The sequence below is a fragment of the Nocardiopsis sp. JB363 genome (assembly GCF_900143625.1).
In the GTDB taxonomy this organism is placed as follows: Bacteria; Actinomycetota; Actinomycetes; order Streptosporangiales; family Streptosporangiaceae; genus Nocardiopsis.
In genome coordinates this window covers 17,780-42,474 of sequence record NZ_FRFF01000122.1, presented here as the reverse complement: position 1 = coordinate 42,474, position 24,695 = coordinate 17,780, and the positions used below count along the sequence as shown (strand labels likewise).

The following is a 24,695-nucleotide window of genomic DNA, read 5'->3' as shown; positions in this document are numbered from 1 at the left end:
GTGGGGCGGCCCGTGGGTCAGGTGGGCGGGCCGCCCCGGGGGCGTCGGATCAGGGGATCCAGGGGTCCGCGATGGACCAGGTCACGTCGTGGTCGTAGTTCTCGGAGGTGTCGCGGTCCTCACCGGCACCGCCGGCCCCGGACAACCACAGCTCGGACTCGTAGTGGCGCAGGTACCTGTCGGGGAAGTTGTAGGAACGCAGGGAGACGCCCTCGCCGCTCAATCCGGGGACCGCGCACCAGGTGGCGTCCTCGGCGAACAGCGTGGTGTCGTCGGCGGGATCCCGGTGCACCCGCGACGCCTTGTGCCGCAGGTACTCGCCCGGGAAGTTCACCGACTCCACGGACACACAGGCGTCGTCGGCCAGGCCCGGCACGAACCGCCAGGTGGCGTCGGCGCGGGTGTCCTCGGAGCTGTCGTCGGCCACCGGGGCGGTCACGCCCAGCCCCTCGGAGTGGGCCAGGTAGCGGTCCTCGTGGTCGGGGGTGGTGACCCGCAACGACAGGTTCTCCTCCACCGGTACCTCGGCGACCCCGCCGACCGGCTCACCGGACAGCAGTTGCTCGTGCGCGGTGGCGATGGTCTCCGGATCGACCTTCAGCACCTGCCGGTCGTAGGTCCAGAACCCGTTGAGTTCGGTCTCCACGTCGGTGATCTCGGTGTAGATCGCCCCCGAGAGCCCGTGCGTGCGTTCCAGGCGCTGCACGCCCGCCATCAGACCGACGTAGCGGGTGGCCAGCGCCTCCCCATCGGTGATGTCCTCGTAGCCGAACCCGTCGCCCGGGCTCCACTCGTGGCCTTCGATGGGCAGGTTGTAGCCGCCGAACTCGCCCAGCACGGAGGCGCGATGCTCCTCGGCCGGGGCGGGGTCGCCGGGGCCGACGTAGATGTGCGAGTCGACGATGTCGCCGTTGCCGGTGTCGTGCCAACCCGAGGCGCCGGTGACCAGACGTGAGGGGTCGGAGGCCTTGACTTCGTCGGTGATCCGCGCGTCCTCCTCGTACTGTCCCCAGGCCTCGTTGAACACGACCCAGTTGACGATCGACGGGAAGGAACGGTGTTCGTCCACCAGGGCGTGCAGCTCGGTCTCGAACTGGTCCCGCCCCTCCTGACTCGGATCGCCGGACATCGAGGGCATGTCCTGCGTGACCATCACACCGAGCCGGTCGGCCCAGTAGTACCAGCGGTCCGGCTCCACTTTCACGTGCTTGCGGATCGTGTTGAAGCCCAGCTCCTTGTGCGACTCGATGTCGAAGCGCAGCGCCTCGTCGGTGGGCGCGGTGGAGATGCCGTCGGGCCAGTAGCCCTGATCCAGGGTGCCGACCTGGAAGACGTACTCGCCGTTCAGGAGGGGGCGGGTGACCCCGTCGACCTGACCGACCTCGATCGACCGCATGCCCGTGTAGCCGGCGACCTCGTCGCCCGAGTCCAGGGTGACGTCGACGTCGTACAGGTAGGGGTCGTCCGGGCTCCACAGACGGGCGTCGGGGACGTCCACGGCGATCGTGGAGTTCGTCGCTCCGGTGGCCGAACCGACCTCCGCGCCCTCGTCGTCGCGGACCGTCACCGTGGCGGTGGATTCCTCGGCGCCGGCCGCGTTCACCACCACGTCCACCTGTTCGCCGGGCACGTCCGGGGTGATGTCCAGTCGGGTGATGTGGGTGTCGGGGACCGGCTCCATCCACACCGTCTGCCAGATGCCGGTGTGGGTGGTGTACCAGATGCCGCCGGGATCCAGGCGCTGCTTGCCCACCGGCTGCTCGCCCGCGTCACTGGGGTCGTGCACCCCGACGATGATCTCGTTCTCACCTTCCTGGAGCGCGTCGGTGACGTCGAAGGAGAACTTGTCGTAGCCGCCGGTGTGCGAGCCCACGGAGGTGCCGTTGACCCACACCCGCGAATCCCAGTCCACGGCGCCGAAGTTCAACAGGACCCGGTCGCCGTCCCAGGAGTCGGGGACCTCCACGGTGCGCCGGTACCAGACGCGGTCGTGGTGTTCCTGCACTCCCGACAGCGCGGACTCGATCGGGTAGGGAACGAGGATCTCGCCGTCCAGGTCGGTGCCGAACGGGGGCTCCTCGCCCTCCTCGGCGGGTGCCCACTGCCAGGTTCCGTTGAGGTTCTCCCAGTCCTCGCGGACCATCTGCGGGCGCGGGTAGTCCGGCAGGGCGTTGTCGGGGGAGACCTCGTCGGTCCAGGGGGTCTCCAAGGGGGCCTCGGGTTGAGCGCCGGCGGGGGAGGCCGACAGCGCGGAGACGGTCAGGATCGCGGCCAGAACGGGGGCGGCCGCGCGGGCCCATGGACGTCGGCGGGGGGTGACGGTGCTGACGGGGGGTTGTCGCATGTGGTTCTCCGTGTCGAGGTGCGGGCCGTGAGCGGTCCGCGCATTTACAACGTGGGAAACCTGACTTGGCGAAGATAAGAACACGAACCCGGGGCTCTGTCCAGACCCTTAAACGAAACTCGTCGGACCTACCGTTGGGTATCTCTGAACTCTGGGATTGTCGACGCATCGGCGAAAGAGGCCCTTCAGCATGGCTGTGCAGAGCCGGCGCCCGTGTTGTATAACGATGTAAAAGTCACTGAGTGAAGGTCACCGATCCCGGGCGCCCCGCCCGGTGGAGGAGGAGCGCGTGGCGATCAGCCTGAAGGACGTCGCACAGCGGGCGGGGGTGTCGGTCAAAACGGTGTCGAACGTGGTCAACGGCTACCGGCACGTCACACCCCAAACCCGCCAGCGCGTCCAGCGGGTCATCGACGAGCTCGGATACCGGCCCAACCTCACCGCGCGCCACCTGCGCAAGGGACGGACCGGGATGATCGCCCTCGCCCTGCCCGAACTCGGCAACCCCTACTTCGCCGAACTCGCCGACGCCGTCATCGAGTACGCGGGCGGACTCGACTACATCGTGCTGCTCGATCACACCGGCGGTCGCCGCGATCAGGAGGTCCTGTTCGCCCAGGGTTTCCGTGCCCGGGTCATCGACGGGCTGATCCTCAGCCCCATCGAACTGGAGAACGAGGACCTGCTCGCCCGCGACAGCGACGCGCCCTTGGTGCTGCTCGGCGAACGCCAGTACGACGCGCCCTACGACCACATCGCCATAGACAACGTCGCCGCCGCCCGCACCGCCGCCGCCCACCTGGTCGAACTCGGCCGCCGCCGGATCGCGTTCCTCGGGGCACGCCACGGCCGCGCCCGCCAGACCGCCCACCTGCGACTCCAGGGCTGGCGCGAGGTCATGACCGAGACCGGACGCCCCACCGGCGAGGAGATCGTGGCGGTCACCGACGGCTACACCCGCGAAGACGGAGCCCAGGCCATGGCCCGCCTCCTGGACTCGGGGGTCCGTCCCGACGCGGTGTTCTGCTACAACGACCTCATCGCCATCGGTGCCATGCGCACCCTCAGCGTCCGTGGCCTGCGCGTCCCCGAAGACGTCGCCGTGGTGGGGTTCGACGACATCGAGGACGGGCGCTACTGCGCCACCACGCTCACCACCGTCGCCCCCCACAAGCGGGCCATCGCCCGCGCGGCCACCGACGCCCTCCTGGAACGCCTCGCCGCCGGCACCGACAAGGTCATCGAACCGCGCAGGGTACAGCCGGGCTTCGCCCTGATCACCCGAGAGAGCACTGTCGGTAGGCCCTGACCGGCCCCTTGCCCCGATCAGGTGGGTGGCAAGGCCCTGACGGCGGCCACCGCTTCGTCCCAGAGGTCTTCCAACGGCACCTCGCCGTCACGGCGCACCCAGGTTTCGGTGGCGACGTCCAGGCAGGTCAGCGCGGTCGCGATGAGCGCGGTCGCCCGATGATCGGCGCTCGCCCCGTCGAGGTCGGTCGCGTCGCTCAGGCGGCGGGCGAGTACGGGTACGAGCATCTCCTGCCAGGCGAGGTGCTTCTCCAAGTGGCGGGTGCGCAGGGTCGGCGCCTGGAAGAGCATCCGCCCGATGCGCAGTTCGGTCTCGGTTTCGGCGGCCTCCTCGCGTAGCGCGAGAAGCGCCCCGCGCACCGCCACCCAGGGTTCCTCTCCGGGTGGGCGGGCGACGAGGGCGGTCCGAACACGGTGCCCTCGGTCGATCAGGTCGCCCAGGACCACGTCCTCCTTGGTGGCGAAGTAACGAAAGAAGGATCGCCGGGAGATCCCGGCGGCCTCGGCGATCTGGTCGACGGTGGTCTCTTGGAAGCCCTGTTCCAGGAAAAGCGCCATGCCGACTTCCGCGATCTCTCGGTGCACCGCTCGGCGGGTCCGCTCTCTGAGACCGGGTTCGGCTTCTCGACTGCTCACGCGCCCACCCTACCGGAAAGTCATCTTGTGCCGATTGTGGCACTCGGTGTCATGTTTGGCGTAGGGTGTCGTCATGTCTATCGATCACACTTCCCAGACCACCCTCGTCACCGGGGCCAGTGCCGGAATCGGTGCGGCCCTCGCGCGCAGGCTCGCCGAACGCGGTACCGACCTGGTGCTCGTCGCCCGCCGGGCCGAACGACTGGACGCCCTGGCCACGGAACTGCGCGAGGCGCACGGCGTCCAGGTCGACACCGTGTCGGCGGACCTCGGGCGTCCGGGCGCGGGCAGGGAACTGGCCGCCGAGGTGGACCGTCGAGGCCTTCGGGTGACCGGCCTGGTCAACAACGCGGGCATCGGCTCGGACGGCGCTTTCGCCGACCAGGACCCCGAGCGGATCGAAGCCCTGCTCACGCTGAACGTCACCGCCCTCGTGGATGTCACACGAGCGTTCGTCGGTCGACTGAGCGCGACCCCGGGCGGCTACCTTGTCAACGTCGCCAGCGCCGCCGCCTACCAGCCGATCCCGGGCATGGCCGTCTACGCGGCGAGCAAGGCGTTCGTGCTGAACTTCACCGAGGCGCTGTGGTGGGAGACGCGCGAGAGCGGCCTGCGCACCCTGGCGTTCTCTCCGGGCCTGACCAGGTCGGAGTTCTTCGACGGGATCGGCACCGACGGTTATGGCGGCGGATTCCAGACCCCCGACGAGGTCGCCCGGGCGTTGGTCCGAGCGCTCGACCGACGTAGGTCGGTGCCGAGCGCGGTGTCACGGGCGAGTACCGCCGTCTCCGCGGGAGCGGCCCGGCTCCTCGGTCGCAGGACCGGCGTACTGGTCACGGCGAGTGCGGCGGGTTCGGCCACGCTGATGCGCAAGCGGCGCCCCATCGGGGCCTGAACGGGGCCGGGCCCGACCTCACATGGGGTGCAGATGGGTCGCGGCCTCGGTTCGCACGCATTCGGTGACCTGGTCCAGCAGGGGTGAGCGCAGATTCCAGCGCTGCCAGAACAGCCGCACCTCCACCGGGTGTTCCGGGGCCAGTGCCACCAACCGCCCGTTCTCCAGGGGCTCCGCGCACTGGTGTTCGGGGACGACGCCCCAGCCCAGGCCCAGCAGCACCGTGCGGGCGAAGTCCTCCGACGCCGGGATGTAGTGGCGCGGCCCGGTCGACCCCTCGCCGGTCAGGTCCCTGAGGAAACGGTCCTGGAGGTCGTCCTTGCGATCGAAGTTCACCACCGGTGCTTCGTTGAGCCCATCGAACCCGCGCAACCCGTGGCGTTCGGCGAACTCCGGACTGCACACCGCCTGGTAGCGCATCACGCCCAGCCCTTCCACCGAACACCCCTGCACCGCCTCGGGGGTGGAGGTCACCGCGGCCATCACCGCCCCCGAACGGAGCAGACCCGTGGTGTGCTCCTCGTCCTCGCGGTGGATCTCGAAGACCGCGCCGAGTTCGGTCGGTAGTTCGGCGAGTGCTTCGAGGAACCAGGTGGACAGACTGTCGGCGTTCACCGCGAGCGGTACGTGGTCGCGCCGTCCCCCTCCGCCTTGACGCAGCTCGGACAGTACGTCCTGGTCGAGCAGCAACACCTGGCGCGCGTAGCGCAGCACCGCGTCGCCGGCCTCGGTCGGCGCGATCGGGTTGGTCCGCTGCACCAGCACCTTTCCGGCGCTCTGCTCCATGGCCCGGATCCGCTGCGACAGCGCGGAGGAGGTCACGTGCAGTCGCTTGGCCGCGGCCTCGAAGGTGCCCTCGTCGACCAGGGCGGTCAGGGTGCGCAGGTGGTCGAACTGGAACGGCATCCTCAGCCTTTCTTAAGGGTTCTAAGAAAGTTTAGCTTTACTGCGGACGGTGGATGGGAAAGGCTGCTGTGCGTGAACGAAACGCTCCTTCCCGCACTCCTCGGCCTGGGCACCGGGCTCGCCCTCATCGTCGCGATCGGCGCGCAGAACGCCTACCTGCTGCGCCTGGGCATCGAGGGAAACCCCCGCACGATCCTGGCGGTCGTCCTGGTCTGCGCGTGCTCCGACGCGATGCTCATCGCCGCAGGCGTGGTCGGCATCGGGGGTCTGGTTCAGGCCATGCCCGCCGCGCTCGTGGTGATCCGGATCCTCGGCGCGGGCTTCCTCATCGTGTACGGATTGCTCGCCGCCCACCGGGCGTTGAAACCGGGGCCGGGCGAGGCGTTGGTCCCGGCCGAGCAGGAAGCCGAGACCGTGCGGGGCGGCTCGGGGACCACCCTGCGCACCGCCACCCGCACGCGCGGTTCCCTGCGTGCCGCCGTCCTCACCGCCCTGGCCCTGACCTGGCTCAACCCCCACGTGTACCTGGACACGGTGGTCTTCCTCGGGTCGCTCGCCAACCAGCAGGTCGGTGACGCCCGCTGGTGGTGGGCCGCCGGTGCGCTGACGGGAAGCTTCGTGTGGTTCTTCGCCCTCGGGTTCGGGGCCCGGTTGCTACGTCCCTTCTTCGCGCGTCCCGGTTCCTGGCGGGTGCTGGACGGGATCATCGCCGTCGTCATGCTCGCCCTGGGCGTCCGTCTGGCGTTCGGGGTCTGAGAACTCGGCGGCTCAGTGCCCGAAGGCCTCCATCAGCCACCACGAACCCCCATCGGAGGCCACCTTGGCGTCCACGACCAGCGGCGCGGTCCGCTCGCCCTCCAGCCACTCCGACACCGCGACCAGGTCCTCCACCCCGCGCACCGTCACCCCGCTCGCCCCGTACCCGCGGGCCAGGGCGGCGAAGTCGGTGTCGGGGAAGACCACCGTGTCCAGGTCCTGGTGGGCGAAGTGGTGCACCTCCGCGCCGTAGGCGGCGTCGTTGTACACGACGATCACCAGCGGGATCCCGAGCCGGACCGCGGTCTCCAGCTCGGAGATCGCCATGAGGAGACCGCCGTCGCCGGTGGCCAGCACGGGGAGCCGTTCGGGTCTGGCGTAGGACGCGCCGATCGCGGTGCCCAGGCCCAGCCCGACCGATTGGAACGCCTGGGTGAAGCAGAACCCGAACTCGTCCGGCACCGCCAGATACGCGGACGGATAACCCATGAAGTTGCCCGAGTCGACCGCCACCACCCGTTCGCGGGGCAGGATCCGGTCGAGTTCGATGGTGAGCGAACGCGGGTCGACACGCCTTTCGGTGGACTGGGTTTCATCGGACCGGGTTTCGGTGGACAGGGCCTCGAACGGCACGTCGTTCCAGCGCACCTCCGCGGTGATCCGCGCGGCCATGTCCGGGGTACGCAGCTTCGTCGCCGGATCCGAACGGATGTCGCGCAGCACCGACAGCGCGTCCCGCGCGGTGGCCGCGGTGTCGCCCAGCACCCCCAGGTCGATGGGACGGTGCGCGCCCAGCGCGGAGGACTCCACGTCCACCTGCGCCACCCGGGTGCCCGACGAGATGAGCTTGCCGTGCCGCATCGTCCACATGTTCAGGGCGCACCCCCAACCGACGATCAGGTCGGAGTCGGTGATGAGCTCGGCGGCCAGAGGCGAGGCGAATCCGCCGGAGATTCCCAACGAGAACTCCTCGCCCTCGAACAACCCCGACGCCACCGCCGACGTGGCCAACAGGGCACCCGCGTGCGCGGCGAGTGCGGCGATCTGTGGGCCCGCGCCTCGGGCGCCGCGACCGGCCACGAAGACCGGGCGCTCGGCGGCGCGCACCAGCTCCACCAGGGAGGCCACCGATTCCGCCGCCGGACGGACCGGTGCGGGCGATGGCGGAGGGTTCACCGTCGCCGGAGCGTCCTGCGGGGCGGGCGCCGCCTGCACGTCCAACGGCAGGTTGAGCACCACCGTGCGGCGCTCGTGTACGGCGGTGCGGAACGCGCGCACGGTGTCGGCGACCGCCGACGCGGCCGAGTGCACCCGTTCGGGCACCGCGCCGACCGCTCTGGCCAGGGCGTCCTGGTCCACCGCGAAGTTGGACAGCACCGCCGCCGGGGCGGTGTCCGCGGCCAGGACCAGCAACGGGGTGCGACTCTTGGCGGCCTCACCGATCCCGGTCAGGGCGTTGGTGAGCCCGCACCCCTGGTGCAGGGTGAGCACACCCGGTCGGTTCGACATCCGCGCGTAGGCGTCCGCCATCACCGCCGCACCGCCCTCGTGCCGGGCCGCGGTGAACGGCACACCGTGGCGGCGCAGTGCGTTCGTGACGTCGAAGTTGCCGCTGCCCACCACCCCGAACACGTGTCCGGCGCCCAGTTGGGCGAGGGTGCGTCCCACCAGGTCGGCGACGATCATGGGCGTCCTCACCGGCCCCTACGGTCAACGAAGGCGATCACTCGGGCGGGGCTGCCGGTGCCGTGGACGATGGGCAGCGGGCTGACCACCACCACCGCGCCGGTGGGCGGTAGGTGGGCCAGGTTGCGCAGCGACGTCACCCCGTACCGGTCGTTGCCGAGCAGGTGGTGGTGGACCGGGAAGGGCGGGTCCAGGTGCAGGGCGTTGCCGGCGTCGATGCCCACGGTCTCCACGCCGATCCCGGAGACGGGGCTGTCCTCGGCCAGCCAACGCGCGCAGTCGGCGGAGATCCCGGGGGTGTGGGAGCCGTCCTCGTCGGTGTTGAGGAAGAGTTCCCGGTCGTGCCCGTACTGGTCCCAGCCGGTGCGCAGCAGCAGCCAGGAGCCGTTGGGCAGGGAGCCGTGCTCGGCCTCCCAAGCACGGATGTGGTCGACCTCCAGCAGGAAGTCGGGGTCCTTGGCGACCTCGGCGCTCACATCGATGACCGCGGCCGGACCGACCAGGCGGTTCATCGGGATCTGGGAGACGTCGAGACCGTCCTTGCCGGTCACCCAGTGGATGGGCGCGTCCAGGTGGGTGCCGATGTGCTCACCGGTGTGGATGTTGTGGTGGCGCCAGTACGGGCCTGACTCGTCGTAGGCGCTGACCTGCTCCAACCGGAAGTCGATCGGGTGGGTGAAGGGTTCGGGGAGCCGCAGCGTGGGGGTGTCGGAGCTCAGCCGGGTGGTGAGGTCGAGGATCTCGACGTCACCACCCGCGAGGCCGCCGATGAGCTGGGCGAGGACCGGTGAGGTGGTCACGGATTCCTCCGGATACGCGGTTTTTCGGCCAGGATGGCGAAAAGACTACTCGCCCGCGTTACGGACGCGATAGGCACGGGCCTGGATTCCGTACAGCTCGGCGTAGCGTCCGTCGAGTCGCATGAGGTCGTCGTGGGCGCCCTGTTCGATCACCCTCGCCCCGTCCAGGACGACGATGAGGTCGGCCATGCGCACGGTCGAGAACCGGTGGGAGACCAGGAGCGTGATGTGGTCCCGCCCCCTGAGAGCACGGGCGCGTTCCGCGTACCGCTCGAAGAGCAGGTGCTCGGTCTCGGCGTCCAGCGCGGACGCGGGTTCGTCCAGGAGAAGGAGGAGGGGGTGGTCGCGCATGTAGCCGCGGGCGAGCGCGACCTTCTGCCACTGGCCCTCGGACAACTCCACCCCCTGCGCCCACGTGTTGCCCAGCTGCGTGTCCAGCCCCTGGCGGAGCCGTTCGACGAGGATGCGCGCGTCCGCCCGCTCGACGGCCCGCTCGACCGCCCCCTCCTCCTCGGCCCGGGGCAGGTCACCGAGGCCGATGGACAGGCGCAGCGGGTACTCGAAGCGCGCGAAGTCCTGAAAGGCGCCCGAGAGGCGGGTGCGCCAGGCGTCGGCCGGTATCTCGGCGAGGGGCCGGCCGTCGACGAGGATGCGCCCCGTATCGGGTTCGTACATCTTGGTCAGCAGTTTGACCAGAGTGGACTTGCCCGCCCCGTTCTCGCCGACCACGGCCACCACCGCCCCCGCCGGCAGATGGAGCGAGACCTCGTCCAGGACCCGCCGGTCCGTGCCCGGGTAGCGGAACGACACCTGCTCCAGGGTGATCCCGGCGCCCACCCGATCCGGCGCCGGCGTCACGCTCCTTCGCTCCGCGGCGGCGGCCAGTTCCTCCAGCCACAGCAGGCGACGGCCCCCCTCCAACCAGATGGTGCGCAGGAAGTGGACCTGGCCGAGGATGTTGCCGATGTACTGGGCCAGTCGGCTGCCGGCGGTGAGCAGCAGGACCACCTGGGCCGCCGAACCGGTACCCAGGGACACCCAGACCAGCGAGCCCACGAACGCACCGGCGAAGACCGTGAGCGCCGCCGCCTGCCACACGGCGGTGACCCACCGGGCCCGCGACATGATCCGGTGGCGCACGGCCCACGCCCGGTGGCGTCCCTCCCGAACCCGCTCCCTGGCCCGGCTCACACGGAGCTCACGCCCGGGTGAGGCCTTCGTGCCGAGCAGGAAGAAGTGCCGCGCCAGACGCTCGTGGTGCCCGACCCTCTCCTCCAGGGCGTGCTCCGACCCGCCGCGCCAGTGGGAGACCAGGGCGGTGGGGACGGCGAACAGGCACAGCAGACCGAGCAGGGGGTGGATGGTCATCAACAGCGCCGTGGTCAGCCCCAGGCGCAGGACGGCGCCCACCGCCTGGAACAGGTACTGGTAGACCTCGCTGAGCGTGTCCGCGTGGTCGCGCAGGAGTTGGGCGCGGTCGACGTAGGCGGGGCGTTCGTGGTGTTCCAGGGAGGGGATGCCGCTCTGGAGCCGGACCACGTGCGCTTCCATGAACACGGCGGTGCGGTCGGCGAAGCGGCGGTCGGCCCGCTCGCTCACCACGCGTAGCAGCCAACTCAGGGCGGCGAGCACACCCAGGACCACCGCGGCCACGACCATCTCGACCCCGGCCCCGGAGATCACCGCGTCGGTGAGCCATGCCAGGGCGACGGCGATCAGGACGTCGGGCAGGGCCGCGCCGACGGTCGTGGCGAACGCGACGGCGATGAGCCCGGGGGAGGCGCTCCACCCCAGGCGGAGCGTGCGGGCCAGCGCCCGCCAGGACGAGGGCAGCGGGTGGTCTTCACTCGACATGGCCGGTTCCGTCCTGTCCTTCGTTGAACCGCGCGGCCTGGAGATGGAACAGCCGCGCGTAGGTGCCTTGCCGGGCCATGAGTTCGTCGTGGCTCCCGAGCTCCACGACCCTGCCCTCGTCCACGACGCAGATCCGGTCGGCCCGCCGGACCGTGGAGAAGCGGTGGGAGATGAGGACGGTCGTGCACCCTCGGGTGGCCTCCAGCACCCGGTCGAAGACCTCGGCCTCCCCGCGCACGTCCAACTGGGCCGTGGGTTCGTCCAGGACGACGACGCCGGCCCCCTGACGCACCGCGCACAGGACGCGGGCGAGGGCGACCCGCTGCCACTGCCCGCCGGACAGGTCGGTGCCCTTCGCGTACCCGGGGGAGAGCACGGTCTCCAGGTCGCGCAGGTCCGTGGCACCGGCGATCGCCAGCGCGTCGACGACCTCCTCCGTGGAGGCGCCCAGTGGGGCGACGTTGTCCTTGAGCGACAGTTCGTAGCGGATGAAGTCCTGGAAGACGGCGCTGACGCGGCGGCGCCACGATTCCAGGTCCAGGTCCTTGAGGTCGGTTCCGTCCACCTCGATCGTTCCCGAGACCGGGTCGTAGAGCCGGCACAGGAGCTTGACCAGGGTCGACTTGCCCGCCCCGTTGACACCGACCACGGCCAGGGAGCCGCCGGCCGGAACGGTGAGGTCGAGTCCGTCCAGGACCGGCGCCGACCCGCCGGGGTAGGCGAACCCCACGTCACGGAACCGGATCTCGGCGGCGGGCATGCCCTCGGCCGGCACCCGGCCGGAGACCACCGAACGGGCCGCGGCCGTGGTCGACATCGTCCGTTCCACGCGCAGCACCGACACCACGGCGTCGGCGGCCAGGGACAGGGCCCAGTTCAGACCGCCGAAGGCCAGCGCGCTGGCGCCGACGGCCGCGTAGGCGAAGGTGCTCACCTGGCCCGGGTCGATGGCGCCCGTGGCGGCGTCGCGCCCCAGGGACCAGAAGAACAGTCCTCCCGAGACCATCAGCACCACCACGGTCCAGCGCATCGGCTTGCGCCGCAGCCGGGTGGCGTGCCAGCGCAGCTCGACGAGGGAGCGCCGGTCCGCGGCGAAGCGTTCCGTCAACCAGCTCGCGAGGCCGAAGAGTCGGATCTCCTTGGCCGCGGGGGAGTCCACGGCCAGCCGGTAGGAGTACTCGGCGCGGCGTTGGGCGTCCAGGACCTCGCCGGTGTTGCGGTCCCACTGGGAGCTCTCGCGCAGCAGCCAGTGGGTGGAGAGCCAGGCACCGCCCACCAGGAGCGGCGCCCACCACGCGTAGGCGGCCAGGATCACCGCTTGGGCCAGCCCCGAGACCGCCTCCACCAGGCCGCCGGCGATGATGCCCATGGACAGGTGCAGGGGCGGGCCGGTCATACCGAGGTCGAAGTCCCGCGCGGCGGTCAGTTCGTCCATGTGCGCACGATCCTCCAGGTGCGCGACACCGTCGGGGGTGGTCGCGGCGACGAGGAGCCGATCGTGCAGGCGGTCGGAGACGTGTTCGCCCAGCAGGGAACCCACCTGGGAGTGCAGAGGCTTCATGACCTGCATCAGGACGAAGACGACACCGATCAGGGTCAGCGGGGTGCGCAGGGGGTCGCCGCCGGCGACCGCGCCGACGAGCATGCCGACCGCCACGACGAACACGGCCGGAAGGACGCCCTGGACCAGGATCAGTGTCCACCACGTCGCGGTGAGCCAGGGGTGTGATCGCCACAGGGTGGCGAAGAAGAGCAGGTTCTTGGCAGGGGTCGACACCTGGGACATCGGCCTTTCCCGCGGGGGGCGGAGTGAGGGGGCGCCTCCGGGACCCCGTGTTCGGGGCGCCCCCTCGGGCTACTTGCCGAACCCGGCGGCCAGACCGCCGAGCAACTGTCTGCGTCCGAAAAGATACAGGGCGAGGATGGGCAGGGACGACAGCACCACGGCCGCCATCAACCCGGGAACGTCGGTCCCGTACTGGCTCTGGAACGCCCACAGACCCAGGGGCAGGACCCGCATGGACTCGGACTGGGTCAGCACCAGCGGGAAGATGAAGTTGTTCCAGGCGTTGAGGCCGACGAAGATCGCCACCGTCATCACACCCGGCCGTGACAGCGGCAGCACCAACCGCTGGAAGACCTGCCAGGTGGTGGCACCGTCCAACGCCATCGCCTCGTACAGCGACCCGGGGACGTCGCGCAGCGAACTGGTGAGCACCAGGATGGAGATGGGCAGGCTGAACGCCGCGGTGGGCAGGATGACGGCGATGAGGGTGTCGTACAGGTTCATCCTGGTGATGAGCAGGTACACCGGGATGATCACGGCCTGGGCGGGGACCGCCAGGCCCAGGAGGAACAGCGAGAAGGTCGTGGCCACGACGCGGCTGCGACTGCGCACGATGCCGAACGCCGCCGGGACGGCCACGAGCAGCACCAGTCCGACCGCTCCGAGCGCCACGATGAGGCTGTTGCCCAGGAACCTCAGGAACCCCACTTCGAACACGTTGACGTAGTTGTCGAAGGTGAGGCTCTCGGGGATGGCGAGCGGCCCCTCCGACATGTAGTCGCCGGAGCCGCGCAGGCTGGTGGCGATGAGGAAGTACAGCGGGATGAGGACGATGACGAGCCAGAAGGCGGCGCCGAGTCCGGACCAATAGGCGGGGCGCCGACCGGGACGGCTGCGCAGCCGGGTCGCCACCCTGTCCTTCACACTCGTGGCCATGTCAGATGCCCTCCCTCTGGCTGGTCATGCGGGAGTATCCGGTGGCACGTACCACCAGGAGCGACAGCCCGGTGCCCAGGACCACCAGTACGACCGCGATCGCGCTCGCGTACCCCATCTCGAAGGAGACGAAGCCCTGGGTGTACATGTACAGCGGCAGGATCTCGGTCGCGTTGCCCGGTCCGCCGCCGGTCAGCAGCAGGACCGTCTCGAAGTAGGTCATCGAACCCACGATCATCAGCACGGACGAGGCGATGATGGTGTGGCGCAGTTGCGGCACGGTGATCCTCAGGAACCGTTGGATCGGGGAGGCCCCGTCGAGTTCGGCCGCCTCGTAGAGCGACTTGGGGACCTGGCGGGCCGCCGCTTGGTACAGCAGCATGTGGAACGGCAGGAACTGCCACAGCACGATGAACGCGATCGCGTACAGCGCCAGGGTCGAATCGCCCAGGATGTTGCCGCCGAACCCGATCAGCGGCCCGATCTGGCCGGGCAGCCCGTAGTGGGGTTCGAGGATGGCCTTCCACAGCAGGGCGATGGCCGCGGTGGACAGCAGCAGTGGCAGGAAGAAGATCGAGCTCACCACGGCGCGGGACTTCTGGGTGCCGGCCGCCCACGACCCGAAGGCCAACGCCATCGGGGTCTGGGTGGCCCAGCACAGGACGGTCAGGAACATGGTGATGCCCAGGCTGGATCGCACCTGATCGTCGTTGCCCAGGCGGACCCAGTTGTCCAGACCCACCCACTCGGGGGAGCCGAGCCCGCTCCAGGCGGTCATGCTCAGGTACAGGACGATCACTACCGGACCCAGGCCGAACAGGCCGAAGAACAGCAGGGCCGGAGCGACCCAGACGAATCCGGGCCGCTCCGTGGCGGAGGACCTCACAGGTAGGACTCCATGTCGGCGGCGAAGTCTTCCGGGGTGGTCTCACTCAGGAAGAGCAACTGCAGGTTGGTCAGGAGGGCCTCGGCCGCGGCCGGCGGGATGGCCTGGTCCCAGGACTGAGTGAAGCTGGGAGCTTCGGAGACCATGCCGTGGGTGAAGACCGCGAAGTCCGCGTAATCGCTGTCGGCGAGTTGGTCCTCGATGCCCTCGACGGCGGGCACCTGGCCGGCGTCGATCAGGCCGTTCACGTACTCGTCGGAGGTGACGGTCTCCACCAGGAAGTCGACGGCGGCGTCGTGGTTCAGGCTGTCGTTGTTGATGGAGAAGTAGTTGCTGGGGTTGCCGACGACGGCGCCCTCCTCTCCGTCACCGCCCTCCACCACGGGGAAGGGGACGTAGCCGAGGTCGCCGCCGGAGGCGAATTCGGGGGCGTTCTCCTGCTGTTGGGACAGGTCCCAGCTCCCCATCAGGAACATCGCGGCGTCACCGTTGGCGAGCATCGCCGAGGCGCCGCCGCCGTCGTAGTCGATGGAGGCGAAGTTGGGGCCGAACGCTCCGGCGTCGACGAGCTCCTGGCACTTCTCCATGGCCTCGATCATGGCGGGGTGCTCCCAGGCGCCCTCCTCACCGTCGACCACGGCCTGGAAGACGTCGGGGCCACCGATCCGCTCCACCAGGTAGGACAGCCACATCAGCTGGGTCCAACCCTGGGCGCCGGGCAGGACGATCGGGGTGACCTCGTCCTCCTGGAGGACCTCGACGGCGTTGAGGAGGTCGTCGTAGGTCTGGGGGGCCTCCAGCCCGGACTCTTCGAGGACGGCGTTGTTGGTGAAGAGCACCACCGGCTGCATGCCGAGCATCGGTACCCCGTAGTAGCCGTCCTCGATCCGGGCCACGTCCAGGACGCTGGGCAGGAACGAGTCCCGGAACTCGGGGTTCTCGTCCAGGGCGGTGGTCATGTTGAACACCTGGCCCTGGTCGACGTACTCGCCGAGGTTGCCGCCGCCCCAGTTGAAGAAGACGTCGGGGGCGTTGGGGGAGCCGAGGGCGACCTGGAGGCGTTGCTTGTAGGCGTCGTTGACGAAGGTGATGAGCTCGGATTCGACCTCGGCGCCCTCGTTGTAGGAATCCATACTGGCCTGGAGGACGTCGTTGACGGCCGCCTCCTCCAACGCCCAGACCTGGAGGTTGTCCTCCGACATTCCGGGGCCGGAGGATCCGCAGCCCGTGGCCACCAGGGCGAGGGCCAGGGCGGTACTGCCGATCACGCTTATCGGGGGGGTGCGACTCATGGCGTGGACACCGTTCTCTGGTCGGACTGTGGGGGGAAACCGAAAGCTTCCGAAATGTTTCCGATATCTTTCGGGATGATTGACGCTAAGTCGTCCACTAGAAGACGTCAAGGGGAGTACGGGTTTCGAGGAGATTACGGTGTGGGGCCGCGAAAAGTTTCGGGCTACAATCCGCTGAGCGGACCACGGGATCTCGATCCCCCGACCTTGAGGAGGCGCATGGCGAAGAGACGACCCACCCTGGCCGAGATCGCGGGGGAGGCGGGGGTCTCCGTATCCACCGTCTCGAAGGTGATCAACGGTCACATCGACGTCGCGGCGGACACCCGTCGTCAGGTGGAACGACTACTCGAACAACACCGCTACCAGCCGCGCAGGCACCGGGGTAGAAGGACGGTCGGCCTGATCGACCTGGTCTTCCTCGATCTGGGCAGCCCCTGGGCGATGGAGATCCTCACCGGCGTGGAGGAGGTCACCCACGACGCCGGTTTCGGCATCGTCGTCTCCGCGGTGCACGATCGCAAACGCAGCCGCCCCGGCCGTAAGTGGTTGGACAACATCCAGGCCCGCCACTCCGACGGTGTGGTCCTGGTGCTGTCGGAACTGTCCACCCAGCAGCAGGCGCAGCTCGACGCCCTGGGCATCCCCGTGGTGATCGTCGACCCGATAGGGGACCCCGCGCGCGGCGTCCCGGCCGTGGGCGCCGCCAACTGGGACGGCGGACTCACCGCCACCGAGCACCTCATCGCGCAGGGGCACCGACGGATCGCCACGATCGCGGGCCCCGCGCACGTGATGTGCAGCCGGGGTCGCGTGGACGGGTACCGCAGCGCCATGCGCAACGCGGACCTGCCCGTCCTGGACGGCTACGTCAGCCACGGCGACTTCATGTCCGGCACCGGCAAGGAACTCACCGAGGCGCTGTTCGAGCTGCCCGAGCCGCCCACCGCGATCTTCGCCGGCTCCGACCAGATGGCCAGGGGCGCCTACGAGGCCCTGCACGAACGCGGCCTGAAGGTGCCCGACGACGTCTCCGTAGTGGGCTTCGACGACCTGCCCGAGGCGCGTTGGGCGATCCCGCCGCTGACCACGGTCCGGCAGCCGTTGCGGGACATGGCGCAGATGGCCACCCGTATGCTCATCGACCTGGTCGGCGGCGACGTTCCCGAGACCACCAGGGTGGAGCTCGCCACCCGCCTGGTGGAACGGCACAGCACGTCGCCGCCCAAGGAAGCCTAGGCGGTTCGGATCCGGTCGTCGAACATGGTGGCGTAGCGTTCCAGGGCGAACTCCTCGCCCACCGGGTCCTTGGCGGGCCGGAAACCCAACCTGTTCATGAGCCTGGTGCCACGGGACAGGGCCGCCTCGGCGCGTTCGCGTACCCACATCTCGTACGGTTCGACCTCCGGGGCGCCGGTCTCCACCGACTGCGGGGCCACGGCCTGGGCCTCACGGACCGTGGGCCGCACCGCCGCCTCGTAGGAGAAGTACGCCCGACCGTGGTCACCGTCCGCGTAGGCGAGCTCACCGGCCAGGGCCAAGGCGCCGATCAAGGCGGTCCCGGGGCCCTGCCCGCTCAGCTGGTCCGGACAGTAGGCGGCGTCCCCGACCAGGACGACGCGGCCCGACGACCACACGTTCATGCGCACCTGCGTCGACGGGTTCACGGTCACCTCGGTCTCGCGCATGGCCGCCAACAGCTTCGGCATGCACCACTTGTCCGCGCCGAAGAACTCCTGCACCAGGCGGTGCAGGGCGCCCTGGTCCAGGCTGCCCGGGAGCACCGGGAAGCGGTCGCGCATCATCAGCACCACGTACAGGCGTTCGTTGTCCGGCAGGGTGGCGGCCACACAGCCCCGGTGCGGCCAGGTGTGCCAGGACAAGGAGTCCTGGGTGCCGAGCACGTTGGGCGTCTCGAAGGTCGCCACGTTGGCCTCCAGCCGACGCAGACGGTTCTCGTCGGGCCCCTCGAAGGCCAGTCGTCGTACGGGGGAGTACAGGCCGTCGGCGCCCACCACCAGGTCGAAGCGTCGCGTCGGGGCATGGGCGAAGGTGACGTTCACCCCGTCCTCGTCCTCGGTCAGACCGGTGACGGTGTCGCCGTCCAACCGCTCGATACGGACGTCGGAGAGTCGGTCGGCCTCCTCCCGCAGCACCCGCACCAGGTGGTCATGGCGGATCATCACGGATCCGGGGTCGAAGGGAAGGAGGATCGGGGTGGTACGTCCGCTGATGTGGTTGCGGATCTGGGTGTGGTTCGAGCCCAGGGCGCGGACCTGTTCACCCTGGCCCATGCGGTCCAGGAGTTCCATGCCGCGCCGGGATACCTCGACGTGGTCGCCCTCGGCGCGCGGGCCCGGGGCGGAGTCGACGATGGTGGGAGTGAAGCCCTTCCGGGCCAGCCAGAGAGCGAGTGCCGAACCGGCCACACCGCCTCCTGAGACGAGGATGTTCCTGTTACAGAACGGCACGCGATCCTCCGTGTGCGAAGTCGGCCGGGATTGTTCACCCGGTCCGAGAAAAGCCGATGTAGGCGGGGATCCACCCCGAGCATCCCCCGTGGGCGCGCACCGCACACGCTCACCACGCGAGAAGCGGGGGGAGCGGAGAGCGGAGGGCCTCGACGGTCACCGTACCCTTCGGACGGTGCGAAGTCAGATGCGGTGGGTATCAGCGAGTGCGCGCAGCACCGGGGAACAGCCGTGGTCGAGGGTCAACGTGGCCATGTCGTCACAGCGGGTCTCGCCGCGGTTGAGGATCACCACCGGTTTTCCCAGGGCCACGGCTCGCTTGACGAACCTGCGTCCGGAGAAGACCGTCAGCGAGGAACCCACCACCAGCAGGCTTTCGGCGGTCTCGACCATCGCGTACGCGTCCATCACCCGAGGCTTGGGCACGTTCTCGCCGAAGTACACGATGTCGGGTTTGAGAGTCCCGCCACAGCCCGAGCAGTCGGCCACCCGGAAGTGCTCGGTGCGGGCCAGCACCGCGTCGGCGTCCGGGGCGACCTCCACGTCGGCGACCTCCTCGGCGAAACCCGGGTTGAGCTCGGTCAACCGGACCGCGAGCTCCGCACGGTCGCTCACCGCGCGGCAGGTCAGACAGATCACCCGGTCGAAGCGTCCGTGCAGGTCGATGACGCGTCCGCTGCCTGCGGCGTCGTGCAGGGTGTCCACGTTCTGGGTGATGACCCCGTGTACCGCCCCGGCACGTTCCAGTTCGGCCAGGGCCAGGTGACCGTCGTTGGGGCGGGTCCCTTCCACGTGCCGCCATCCCACATGGTTGCGCGCCCAGTAGTGGCGACGAAAGGCGGCGTCCCCCACGAACTCCTGGTAGGTCATGGGTTTGCGTGGGGGCGAGTCCGGTCCCCGGTAGTCGGGGATGCCGGAGTCGGTGGAGATCCCCGCGCCGGTCAGCACGGTCACCGGGCCGGCGCCGAGGACCTCGCGGACACGGGTGGCGGCATCCGCGGTGGAGCGAGCGTGGAGCGTTTCGGTCACGCCCCGAGGGTACGCGACATGGCCTTCAGGCGGTCTTCACGATCCGGAACACCTCGGCCAGGGACCCCTCCGGCAGGCCGCCCTTGACGGCGTTCTCGCCCATCCAGGTGCGCAGGAACGGTGCGATCTCGTCGATGTCGGAGATCTGGCTCTCGTGCGAGGCCAACGCCGCCAGCTTGCGTTCGAACACCGAGGTGATGTCCGAGTAGTGGTGGGGGCCCGGACCACCGGTCACCCACACCTCCGGCACGGTCCAGGGAGCCAGGCCCTCCACGTGGAGTAGTTCCCGGTGCGCGTGCGGGTTGCGCGCGTCGGGGAACACCGCGTTGATCGCGGCCTCGCCGGTGGCCATGTGGTCGGGGTGGCTGGCGGCGATGCTGTCCCAGTCGCGTTCGGGGTTCGGGATGACCATGAGCTGCGGGCGCACCTGGCGGATGACCCGGGCGATGTCGCGACGAAGGTCGAGCGAGGCGACCACGCGTCCGTCCGCGTAACCCAGGAACCGTACGTCCTTGACCCCCACCTCGGTGGCCGCCCTGCGCTGCTCACCCCGGCGCATCGCACCGATCTCGGCGCCGTCCAGGGTGAGCTCGTCCCCGCCGGCCTCGCCGTCGGTGACCATCAGGTAGACCACCTCGGCCCCGGCTTCGGTCCATCGGGCGACGGTGCCCGCGCAGGAGAAGTCGGCGTCATCGGGGTGGGCCATCACGACCAGGGCGCGTTCGGGGGTGTCGGACACGGGAACTCCTTATTCTCGGTAACGCCCCCATGCTACGAACTCAGGGCTTGCGGGCGACACCGCCGTACATGTCGGTGCGCGGGGCCGCGCCGGTCTTGAGGGTCTCGGGTCGCCACCGGGTGGAGGGGACCACACCGGGTTCCAGGAGTTCCAGACCATCGAAGAAGGAGGTGAACTCGGCCAGGGTGTGGGTGCGGTACGCCAACGCCGCCCCCTCGTTCCACTGGTCCAGGGCCTCGACGGCCACAGGGTCGTCGGGCATGACGTTGTCGCCCAGCACCAGGAAGCTGCCCGAGGCCAGGCCGCCCATGTAGCCGCGAACGAGGTCCGCGGCCTCCTGCATGGTGGGCACGTGTCCCAGGACGCCGATGGCCGAGAGCACCACCGGACGGTCGAGGTCGAGCACCTCATCGGCCCGGGACAGGACCCGGGACGGTTCGCGCAGGTCGGCGTCGACGAACGCGGTGGCCCCGTCGCGGGATCCGATCAGCAGGGCGCGGGCGTGGGCGAGGACCATGGGGTCGTTGTCCACGTAGACCACGCGGGACTCGGGGGCGACGGCCTGGGCGATCTCGTGGGTGTTCTGGTGGGTCGGCAAACCCGTACCCAGGTCCAGGAACCCGCGTGCCCCCTCCTGCCCGGCCAGGTGGGTGATGGCGCGGACCAGAAAGGCCCGACCGGCGCGGGCGTCGACGCCGATCTGCGGGTAGAGCGACACGATCTGGTCGCCGAAGGCGCGGTCGACGGGGTAGTTGTCCTTGCCGCCGAGCCAGTAGTTCCACACCCGGGCGGAGTGCGGGACGGAGATGTCGACGCCGTCGGGGACGGGCGGGCTGCCGCTCATGGAATCCGATCCGATCCGGTGCGGGAACGAGGCGCGACCAGTCTGGCCCAAGCGGGCCCGGCCGGGAACCCCGAAACGCCGAGAACCCCCGCACCACAGGGATTCCTGCGGTGCGGGGGTTCGGTTCGGGATCAGCTCAGTCGGACGATCAGGTCGCCGCCCTCGACTCGCTGGGCACCCTCGACCGCGACCCTTTCGACAACTCCGGCCTGCGAGGCGGTGATCGAGGCCTCCATCTTCATCGCCTCGATGGTGGCGACGGTGTCACCGGCCTCCACCTTGTCGCCCTTGGCCACCACCGGGGTGACCACGCCGGCGAACGGCGCCGCCACCTGGGCGGGGTCGTCCCGGTCGGCCTTCTCCGCCTCGGGGGCGTTGGAGGTCAGGGCACGGTCCCGGACGTGCAGCGGACGCAGTTGGTCGTTGAGCGTGGTCATCACGGTGCGCATCCCGCGCTCGTCCGGCTCGCTCACCGCCTGGAGTCCGATGAGCAGTCGCACGCCCGGCTCCAGGTCGACCACGTGCTCCTCGCCTTCGCGCAGCCCGTAGAAGAAGTCCATGCTGTCCAGCACGCTCGTGTCGCCGTAGGACGCACGGTGGGACTCGAACTCCTTGGTGGGGCCGGCGAACAGCAGCCGGTTCAGCGTGGGACGCGGCTCCTCGGCCAGACCGGCCCGGTCCACCGAGCTCAGTGCCACGGCCTCGCGCGGCTCGCCGCGACCGCGCAGCGCCTTGGTGCGGAACGGCTCGGGCCACTCGCCCGGGGGCACTCCCAGCTCACCGCGCAGGAAACCCACCACCGAGTCGGGCACGTCGAACCGGTCCGGGTCCTTCTCGAAGTCCTCCGGGGCCACACCCGCGCCCACCAGGTGCAGGGCCAGGTCACCGACCACCTTGGAGGAGGGGGTGACCTTCACCAGCCGGCCGAGCATGCGGTCGGCGGCGGCGTACATCGCCTCGATGTCCTCGAACCGGTCGCCCAGCCCCAGCGCGATCGCCTGGGTGCGCAGGTTGGACAGCTGACCGCCGGGGATCTCGTGGTGGTACACGCGACCGGTCGGCGAGGCCAGACCCGCCTCGAAGGGCGCGTAGACCTTGCGCACCGACTCCCAGTACGGCTCCAGCTGGTTCACCGCGTCCAGCGACAGCCCGGTCGGGGTCTCGGAGTGATCGAAGGCCGCCACGATCGCCGACAGCGACGGCTGCGACGTGGTGCCCGACATCGACGCGACCGCGCCGTCGACGGCGTCGGCGCCCGCCTGCACCGCGGCCAGGTAGGTGGCCAACTGGCCGCCGGCGGTGTCGTGCGTGTGCACGTGGACGGGCAAGTCGAATTCGTTGCGCAGCGCGGTGACCAGGCGCTTTGCGGCCGGGGCGCGCAGCAGGCCGGCCATGTCCTTGATCGCGAGCACGTGCGCGCCCGCGTCCACGATCCGCTCGGCGAGCTTGAGGTAGTAGTCGAGGGTGTAGAGCTTCTCGTTCGGGTCGGACAGGTCGGCGGTGTAGCACAGCGCCACCTCCGCCACCCCGGTGCCGGTCTCCCGGACCGCGTCGATGGCCGGACGCATCTGGTCGACGTCGTTGAGGGCGTCGAAGATACGGAACACGTCCACCCCGGTCTTGGCCGCCTCACGCACGAACGCGTCGGTGACCTCGGTGGGGTAGGGGGTGTAGCCGACGGTGTTACGCCCGCGCAGCAGCATCTGCAGGCAGATGTTGGGCACCGCCTCGCGCAGCGCCGCCAGCCGGTCCCACGGGTCCTCGGCGAGGAAGCGCAGGGCCACGTCGTAGGTGGCGCCGCCCCAGGCCTCCAGGGAGAGCAGCTCGGGCAGCGTGTGGGCGACGGTGGGCGCGACGGCCAGCAGGTCGTTGGTGCGTACCCGGGTGGCCAACAGCGACTGGTGTGCGTCGCGGAAGGTGGTGTCGGTGACGCCCAGGTTCGGCGACTCGCGCAGCCAACGGGCGAAGCCCTCCGGGCCCAGCTCGTCCAGGCGCTGCTTGGAGCCGGCCGGCGGCGCCTCCTGGGGCGTCTCGAACAGCTTCGTGGTGGGGTCGAGCAGCTGCGGGCGCTCGCCGTGCGGCTTGTTCACCGTCACGTCCGCCAGGTAGGACAGCAGACGGGTGCCGCGGTCCGCGGAGGGGCGGGCGGTGAGCAGCTGCGGGCGCTCCTCGATGAACGAGGTGGTGGCGCGGCCCGCGCGGAAGTCGTCGTCCTCCAGCACCGCCTGCAGGAACGGGATGTTGGTGGAGATGCCGCGGATCCGGAACTCGGCGACCGCGCGGCGGGCGCGGCTCACCGCCGTCTCGAAGTCACGGCCCCGGCAGGTGAGCTTGACCAGCAGCGAGTCGAAGTAGGCGCTGACCTCCGAGCCGGCGGCGGCCGTCCCACCGTCCAGCCGGATGCCCGAACCACCGGGGGAGCGGTAGGCGCTGATCGTCCCGGTGTCGGGGCGGAACCCGTTGGCGGGGTCCTCCGTGGTGATGCGGCACTGTAGGGCCGCGCCGTGCACCACGATGTCGTCCTGGCTCAGGCCCAGGTCGGCCAGGCTCTCACCGGCGGCGATCCGGAGCTGGGACTGCACGAGGTCGACGTCGGTGACCTCCTCGGTCACCGTGTGCTCCACCTGGATACGCGGGTTCATCTCGATGAACACGTGCCGGCCGTCCTTGCCGAGCAGGAACTCGACCGTGCCCGCGTTGCGGTAGCCGATCTCCTCGGCCAGCCGCACGGCGTCCTCGCAGATCTGCCGGCGCTGCTCCGGCGACAGGTTCGGCGCCGGGGCCATCTCCACCACCTTCTGGTGGCGACGCTGCACCGAGCAGTCACGCTCGTACAGGTGGATGACGTTGCCCTGGCCGTCGGCGAGGATCTGCACCTCGATGTGGCGGGGGTCCACCACGGCCCGCTCCAGGAAGACCGTGGGGTCGCCGAAGGCGGTCTCGGCCTCGCGCATGGCGGCCTCCGCCGCGTCGACGAGCGCCTCGGCGGTGTCGACCCGGCGCATGCCACGGCCACCGCCGCCGGCCACGGCCTTGACGAACAGCGGGAACCCGATCTCACGGGAAGCCGTGACCAGGGCGTCCATGTCGGTGGAGGGCTCGGAGGACTCCAGGACGGGGATGCCCGCCCGCTTGGCCGCCGCGATCGCGCTGGCCTTGTTCCCGGTCAGGTCCAGGACCTCGGCGGGCGGACCGATGAAGGTGATGCCCGCGTCCGCGCACGCCCGGGCCAGCTCCGGGTTCTCCGACAGGAACCCGTAACCGGGGTAGATGGCGTCCGCGTCGGCCTCCACCGCCGCCTGCACGATCTCCTCGATCGACAGGTAGGCGCGCACCGGATGACCCTGTTCCCCGATCTGGTAGGCCTCGTCGGCCTTGAGCCGGTGCAGGGAGTGGCGGTCCTCGTGGGGGAAGACCGCCACGGTCCTCGCTCCGACTTCGTGTCCGGCGCGCATCGCGCGGATCGCGATCTCACCGCGATTGGCGACCAGTATCTTTCGGAACATGCCCGATGCCTCCTGAACTCG

Annotated in this window: 19 protein-coding genes; 4 read left to right on the top strand and 15 right to left on the bottom strand. The window is 70.0% G+C overall.

The features are described 5' to 3' along the window. Positions 1–49: 49 nt before the first annotated feature. Positions 50–2,344, bottom strand: coding sequence for an AbfB domain-containing protein (locus BQ8420_RS17735; protein WP_087100242.1), 2,295 nt, complete (start codon positions 2,342–2,344; stop codon positions 50–52). A 289-nt stretch (positions 2,345–2,633) separates the two neighbouring features. Between BQ8420_RS17735 and BQ8420_RS17730 the strand changes: the two genes are divergently transcribed. Then, positions 2,634–3,653 carry a LacI family DNA-binding transcriptional regulator gene (locus BQ8420_RS17730; protein WP_087100267.1) on the top strand — a complete coding sequence of 340 codons (1,020 nt, stop codon included), beginning with the start codon at positions 2,634–2,636 and terminating at the stop codon, positions 3,651–3,653. Between the two features lie 17 nt (positions 3,654–3,670). On the opposite strand, the gene BQ8420_RS17725 is transcribed toward BQ8420_RS17730, so the two are convergent. Next, positions 3,671–4,288, bottom strand: coding sequence for a TetR/AcrR family transcriptional regulator (locus BQ8420_RS17725; RefSeq protein WP_087100241.1), 618 nt, complete (start codon positions 4,286–4,288; stop codon positions 3,671–3,673). Between the two features lie 73 nt (positions 4,289–4,361). Here BQ8420_RS17725 and BQ8420_RS17720 point away from each other — a divergent pair, with 73 nt between their 5' ends. Continuing rightward, complete coding sequence (locus BQ8420_RS17720; protein WP_087100240.1) at positions 4,362–5,183, top strand: SDR family oxidoreductase; 822 nt, start codon at positions 4,362–4,364, stop codon at positions 5,181–5,183. Between the two features lie 18 nt (positions 5,184–5,201). Here BQ8420_RS17720 and BQ8420_RS17715 read toward each other — a convergent pair whose 3' ends face one another. Continuing rightward, complete coding sequence (locus BQ8420_RS17715) at positions 5,202–6,089, bottom strand: LysR family transcriptional regulator ArgP (RefSeq protein WP_087100239.1); 888 nt, start codon at positions 6,087–6,089, stop codon at positions 5,202–5,204. 72 nt (positions 6,090–6,161) lie between these two features. Here BQ8420_RS17715 and BQ8420_RS17710 point away from each other — a divergent pair, with 72 nt between their 5' ends. After that, the gene (locus BQ8420_RS17710) at positions 6,162–6,845 is read left to right on the top strand and encodes a LysE/ArgO family amino acid transporter (RefSeq protein WP_087100238.1); all 684 of its coding nucleotides are present in this window, start codon (positions 6,162–6,164) and stop codon (positions 6,843–6,845) included. Between the two features lie 12 nt (positions 6,846–6,857). On the opposite strand, the gene BQ8420_RS17705 is transcribed toward BQ8420_RS17710, so the two are convergent. The 7 genes from BQ8420_RS17705 to BQ8420_RS17675 form a co-directional block, all read right to left on the bottom strand. Further along, on the bottom strand, positions 6,858–8,531 hold the full coding sequence (locus BQ8420_RS17705) for a thiamine pyrophosphate-binding protein (RefSeq protein ID WP_087100237.1): 1,674 nt from the start codon (positions 8,529–8,531) through the stop codon (positions 6,858–6,860). A gap of 8 nt (positions 8,532–8,539) precedes the next feature. Next, positions 8,540–9,331, bottom strand: a complete 792-nt coding sequence (locus tag BQ8420_RS17700; protein WP_087100236.1) for a cyclase family protein — start codon at positions 9,329–9,331, stop codon at positions 8,540–8,542. A gap of 45 nt (positions 9,332–9,376) precedes the next feature. Further along, positions 9,377–11,185 (bottom strand): ABC transporter ATP-binding protein, encoded by a 1,809-nt coding sequence (locus BQ8420_RS17695; RefSeq protein WP_087100235.1) that lies wholly within the window; start codon positions 11,183–11,185, stop codon positions 9,377–9,379. Continuing rightward, positions 11,175–12,971, bottom strand: coding sequence for an ABC transporter ATP-binding protein (locus BQ8420_RS17690; RefSeq protein WP_087100234.1), 1,797 nt, complete (start codon positions 12,969–12,971; stop codon positions 11,175–11,177). Before BQ8420_RS17690 ends, BQ8420_RS17695 begins: the two co-directional genes overlap by 11 nt. Positions 12,972–13,040: 69 nt before the next feature. Beyond that, positions 13,041–13,907: a carbohydrate ABC transporter permease gene (locus BQ8420_RS17685; protein WP_087100233.1), complete on the bottom strand. Its 867-nt coding sequence runs from the start codon at positions 13,905–13,907 to the stop codon at positions 13,041–13,043. Between the two features lies 1 nt (position 13,908). After that, positions 13,909–14,793, bottom strand: coding sequence for a carbohydrate ABC transporter permease (locus BQ8420_RS17680; RefSeq protein ID WP_087100232.1), 885 nt, complete (start codon positions 14,791–14,793; stop codon positions 13,909–13,911). Next, positions 14,790–16,085 (bottom strand): ABC transporter substrate-binding protein, encoded by a 1,296-nt coding sequence (locus BQ8420_RS17675; RefSeq protein WP_087100231.1) that lies wholly within the window; start codon positions 16,083–16,085, stop codon positions 14,790–14,792. The genes BQ8420_RS17680 and BQ8420_RS17675 overlap by 4 nt, the downstream gene beginning before the upstream one ends. Before the next feature lie 219 nt (positions 16,086–16,304). Between BQ8420_RS17675 and BQ8420_RS17670 the strand changes: the two genes are divergently transcribed. Next, positions 16,305–17,324, top strand: coding sequence for a LacI family DNA-binding transcriptional regulator (locus BQ8420_RS17670; protein WP_087100230.1), 1,020 nt, complete (start codon positions 16,305–16,307; stop codon positions 17,322–17,324). On the opposite strand, the gene BQ8420_RS17665 is transcribed toward BQ8420_RS17670, so the two are convergent. From BQ8420_RS17665 to BQ8420_RS17645, 5 genes are all read right to left on the bottom strand, one after another. Beyond that, positions 17,321–18,556 carry an FAD-dependent monooxygenase gene (locus tag BQ8420_RS17665; RefSeq protein ID WP_087100229.1) on the bottom strand — a complete coding sequence of 412 codons (1,236 nt, stop codon included), beginning with the start codon at positions 18,554–18,556 and terminating at the stop codon, positions 17,321–17,323. The genes BQ8420_RS17670 and BQ8420_RS17665 overlap by 4 nt on opposite strands. Before the next feature lie 183 nt (positions 18,557–18,739). Further along, positions 18,740–19,585, bottom strand: a complete 846-nt coding sequence (locus tag BQ8420_RS17660) for an NAD-dependent protein deacetylase (protein WP_087100228.1) — start codon at positions 19,583–19,585, stop codon at positions 18,740–18,742. A 25-nt stretch (positions 19,586–19,610) separates the two neighbouring features. Next, on the bottom strand, positions 19,611–20,324 hold the full coding sequence (locus tag BQ8420_RS17655) for a PIG-L deacetylase family protein (RefSeq protein ID WP_087100227.1): 714 nt from the start codon (positions 20,322–20,324) through the stop codon (positions 19,611–19,613). 40 nt (positions 20,325–20,364) lie between these two features. Then, positions 20,365–21,168, bottom strand: a complete 804-nt coding sequence (locus BQ8420_RS17650; protein WP_087100226.1) for an SAM-dependent methyltransferase — start codon at positions 21,166–21,168, stop codon at positions 20,365–20,367. 131 nt (positions 21,169–21,299) lie between these two features. Further along, positions 21,300–24,674, bottom strand: a complete 3,375-nt coding sequence (locus tag BQ8420_RS17645) for a pyruvate carboxylase (RefSeq protein WP_087100225.1) — start codon at positions 24,672–24,674, stop codon at positions 21,300–21,302. Positions 24,675–24,695: the final 21 nt, after the last annotated feature.